At 69.8% G+C, this 4125-nt stretch carries 4 protein-coding genes; 3 read left to right on the top strand and 1 reads right to left on the bottom strand.

Annotation, left to right across the window (positions count from 1 at the left end):
• A partial coding sequence (locus tag BDIM_RS16390) for an ActS/PrrB/RegB family redox-sensitive histidine kinase (RefSeq protein ID WP_081461957.1) occupies window positions 1–1271 on the bottom strand: 1271 nt, incomplete at its 3' end.
• Window positions 1272–1360: 89 nt separating this feature from the next.
• Between BDIM_RS16390 and BDIM_RS16385 the strand changes: the two genes are divergently transcribed.
• The 3 genes from BDIM_RS16385 to BDIM_RS16375 all read left to right on the top strand — a co-directional run bounded on the left by BDIM_RS16385 (window position 1361) and on the right by BDIM_RS16375 (window position 4038).
• Window positions 1361–1981, top strand: coding sequence for an SCO family protein (locus BDIM_RS16385; protein ID WP_040346485.1), 621 nt, complete (start codon window positions 1361–1363; stop codon window positions 1979–1981).
• Between the two features lie 97 nt (window positions 1982–2078).
• The gene (locus BDIM_RS16380) at window positions 2079–3359 is read left to right on the top strand and encodes a polyhydroxyalkanoate depolymerase (protein WP_003166671.1); all 1281 of its coding nucleotides are present in this window, start codon (window positions 2079–2081) and stop codon (window positions 3357–3359) included.
• Complete coding sequence (locus BDIM_RS16375; RefSeq protein WP_003166670.1) at window positions 3325–4038, top strand: M48 family metallopeptidase; 714 nt, start codon at window positions 3325–3327, stop codon at window positions 4036–4038. The genes BDIM_RS16380 and BDIM_RS16375 overlap by 35 nt, the downstream gene beginning before the upstream one ends.
• The last annotated feature ends 87 nt before the right edge of the window (window positions 4039–4125 follow it).

Genomic DNA, 4125 nt, shown 5'->3' with positions numbered 1-4125 from the left:
GGACGGGTGGCCGAGGCGATCTGGGCGGCCAGGGCGCGGCGGGCCTTGGCCTGAGGACGGCTGGTCACATAGGGCTCGCCCAGACGCGGCAGGATTTCGGAAGCGAAGCCGGGGCCGTCGTCGACGATGTCGATCTCGATCCACCCGGCGTCGACCACCCCGGTCAGCTGGACGCGAGCGGTGGCGAAATCGGCGGCGTTCTCGACCAGGGTGGACAGGCCGTGGACGATCTCGGGCAGGCGACGCAGGCGCGGGGCCTCCTGGCCGGGCGGAATCTTCAGGGCGATGTCGAAATCGAGATCGAAGCCCCGGTGCGGTTCCGCCACCTCCTCCAGCAGGGCCTTCAGGCCGATGTCGGCGAACAGGGCGTCGCCTTCCTCAGGCTGGGACGACAGTTGCTTGAGGATGGCGCGGCAGCGTTCCGCCTGTTGCAGGATCAGGGCGGCGTCCTCGGCCGCCGGGCTGCCCGCGGGCGCGTCGCGCAGCATCTCCTTGGCGACGACCTGGATGGTGGCCAGGGGCGTGCCCAGCTCATGGGCGGCGGCGGCGGCCAGTCCGCCCAGGGCCGCCAGCCTCTGCTCGCGCTGCAGCACGTCCTGGGTGGTGGCGAGGGCCAGCTCCAGCTTGTCGGCGTCGGCCGCCACCTTCCAGGCGTAGCCGGCCGTGAACAGCACCCCCGTCACCAGGGCCAGCCCCAGCCCCAGGCGATAGAGGCCCGGCAGCTCCAGGTGCTCATGCAGCCGCCACGGCAGCGGCAGGGACCAGGAAAACAGGAAGCCCACGGCGATCAGCGCCATGACGCCCAGAATGACGGCCTGACGCGCAGGCAGGGCCGCCGCCGCGATCGTCACCGGCGCGACCAGCAGCAGGCAGAAGGGGTTGGCCAGGCCGCCGGTCAAGGCCAACAACGTCGCCAGCTGCAGGATGTCGAAACCCAGCTGGGCGGCGGTTCTCGGCCCGTCGGGCAGACTGCCGTCGATGCGCCGCGCCCGCGCCATGGTGGCCAGGTTCATCACCACGCCCGCGCCGATCACGGTCAGGCACTCCCACAAGGGCAAGGGGAAGTGCAGGGCGAAATAGGCGGTCAGGATGGCCGAGGTCTGGCCGATCACCGCCAGCCAGCGCAGCACGATCAAGGTGCGCAGCGACAGGCCCCGCCCGCGCCGGGGCAGCTCCGGCAGACCGGCCAGCTCGCCGCCCGCCTGGGCCAGCAGATGCGGCGGGGCGTGGGGATGGGCGTGCGACGGGATGGGGGCTTCTGTACGGCTCACCGCTCTTCTATAGACCGGGCGAAGAGCGGCTGCACGGTTCGCCGTGTCGCGGCCGCCGAAACGACTTCAGTTCCCGATGAGGAGACGCCATGCCCCGCCGTCCCGTGATCCTGTTCGCCGCCGCCTGCGCGGTCATCGCCCTGGCGCTGGGCCTGATCACCATGGTGGTCGTCGGCGGCCGCCAGCAGGCGACCCAGACCACGGACGTCGCGACGGGCCAGCCCCTGGTCGGCGGCGACTTCACCCTGACCAATCAGGACGGCCAGGTCGTCGACCAGACGATCCTGAACGGCAAATGGACCCTGGTCTTCTTCGGCTTCACCTATTGCCCCGACTACTGCCCGACCACCCTGGGCGTGCTGAACGCGGTGCAGGAGCGGATGGGCGACAAGGCCAAGGATCTGCAGATCGTCTTCATCAGCATCGACCCCGAGCGCGACACGCCGCAGATGCTGAAGGACTACCTCTCGTCGGACGGCTTCCCCGACGGCGTCATCGGCCTGACCGGCACGCCGGAACAGGTGGCCAAGGCCGCCAAGGCCTATCGCGCCTTCTATCAGAAGGTCGGCGAGGGCGAAGGCTACACCATGAACCACGGCCTGACCGTCTATCTGATGGGCCCAGACGGAAAGTTCCGCAGCGCGGTCGCCCACGACCTGGGGCCCAGCCGCACCGCCACCCTGATCGAGAATGCGATGGAGAAGGGCTGATCACCTTTCCCTGAACGAAGCGCCGCCGGTCTTTTTTGCGGCGCCGCACTCTGTATGATCGGCGTTCCGCATCGGCGGGGGCCGCAGTCGGGGTTTCATGCTCTACGCTTTTCACGAGCTCGCCTATCATTCGGCGACGCCGTTCCGGATCGGGGCCCAGATGGCCCGCCAGTTCTGGACCTCTCCGTTCAATCCGGCGTCGGACACGGCCATCGGCCGCACCGCCTACGCCTCGGCCGAGGTGTTCGAGAGCCTGACCCGCCGATACGGCAAGCCCGACTGGGGGCTGGAGACGCTTGAGATCGACGGCAAGCCGGTTCGCACCACCGAACAGGTCGTCTGGTCCTCGCCCTGGTGCCGACTGGTGCGGTTCGCCCGCAACATCGGCGACCTGAAGCGCGCGGGCAAACCCGCGGCGGCGCCCGCCGTGGTGATCGTGGCCCCGCTGTCGGGCCACTACGCCACCCTGCTGCGCGGCACGGTCGAGACCTTCCTGCAGGACCACGACGTCTACGTCGCCGACTGGACCAACGCCCGCCAGGTGCCGATGCTGGAAGGGCGGTTCGACTTCAACGACTACATCGACCACGTGCGCGACATGCTCGCGGCGGTGGGGCCGCGCGCCCACATCGTCGGCGTCTGCCAGCCGGGGCCGCCGGTGCTGGCCGCCTGCGCGGTGATGGCGGCGCAGAACGACCCGAACCGCCCTGCCTCCATGACCTTCATGGGCTCGCCCATCGACGCCCGCCTGTCGCCGACGGTGACCAACCAGCTGGCCGAGGAAAAGCCCTTCACCTGGTTCAGGTCGAACATGATCCACACCGTGCCCTGGCCCTATCCGGGCGTGGGGCGGAGGGTCTATCCGGGCTTCGTCCAGCTCTACAGCTTCATGTCGATGAACGAGGACAAGCACGTCGACGCCCATCGCCGCTATTTCGAGAGCCTGGTCGAAGGCGACGGCGACGGGGTCGAGAAGCACGAGCAGTTCTACGACGAATATCTGTCGGTGCTGGACCTGACCGAGGAGTTCTATCTCCAGACCATCGACATCGTCTTCCAGCAGCACCTGCTGCCCCGCGGCCTGTTGCAGCATCGCGGCGAGACGGTCGATCTGACGGCGATCGCGGACATCGGCCTGGCCACCATCGAGGGCGAGATGGACGACATCTCCGGCGTCGGCCAGACCCAGGCGGCGCACGGCCTGACGCCCAACATTCCCGACGACCGTCGCCTGCTCTACGTCCAGCCCAAGGTCGGCCACTACGGCGTCTTCAACGGCCGCCGTTTCCGCGAGGAGATCTATCCCCGCGTGCGCGACTTCATCGCCAGCAACGAAGCCCTCAGTGTCATACCGGAACGGTCAGCGTCTGCCGCTTGAGGGCGGCGGCGCCCTGAGGCTGTCGGTCAATCCGCGCGCGCGTCGGCTGTCGATCCGCATCGACGCCCGCGCGGGCGAGGCCGTGGCCGTGGCGCCCAGCGAGCGACGCCTGGGCGAGGTCGTGGCCTTCGCCCGCGCCAAGGCCGGATGGATCGCCGAGCGCCTGGCCGCGCGCGTTGACGCCCAGCCGTTCGAGCCGGACGCGGTCGTGACCTGGCTAGGGCGTTCCATGAGGCTGGAAGCCAGCGGGGGCGCAGGGGCGGCCCGCCTGATCGACACGCCTGAGGGACCGGTGCTGCGCTCGGGCGGAGAGGGCGAGGCCTTCTCCCGCCGCATCGAGAACTGGTTCCGCCGCGCCGCGCGCGACTTCCTGGTCGAGCGAACCGACGTCCATCTGAAGACCCTGGGCCAGAAGCCGGTGAAGGTGTCCATCGTCGACACCCGCTCGCGCTGGGGCTCGTGCAGCCCGCACAATCGCTCGATCCGCTATTCATGGCGCGTCATCATGGCCCCGCCCGCCGTCGCCGACTACCTGGCCGCGCACGAGGTCGCCCACCTGGTCCACGCCGACCACAGCCCCGCCTATTGGGCCGTGGTCGCCCGCCTGGTCGGAGATCACCGCCCGCACCGCCGCTGGCTGCGCGATCACGGCGCAGCCCTGCACGCGGTGGGCGGATAGGGCTTCAGTCCCGCATCGTCCTGAGCGCGCCCAGGCGGGCGAAGGCCAGGGTCAGGGCCTTGCGGCGCGCGGGCGCCAGGGGCGTCG

Source organism: Brevundimonas diminuta ATCC 11568 (assembly GCF_000204035.1).
Taxonomy (GTDB): Bacteria; Pseudomonadota; Alphaproteobacteria; order Caulobacterales; family Caulobacteraceae; genus Brevundimonas; species Brevundimonas diminuta.
Note: the sequence above shows the minus strand (reverse complement) of the source record. Positions and strands in the feature narration are given on the sequence as shown.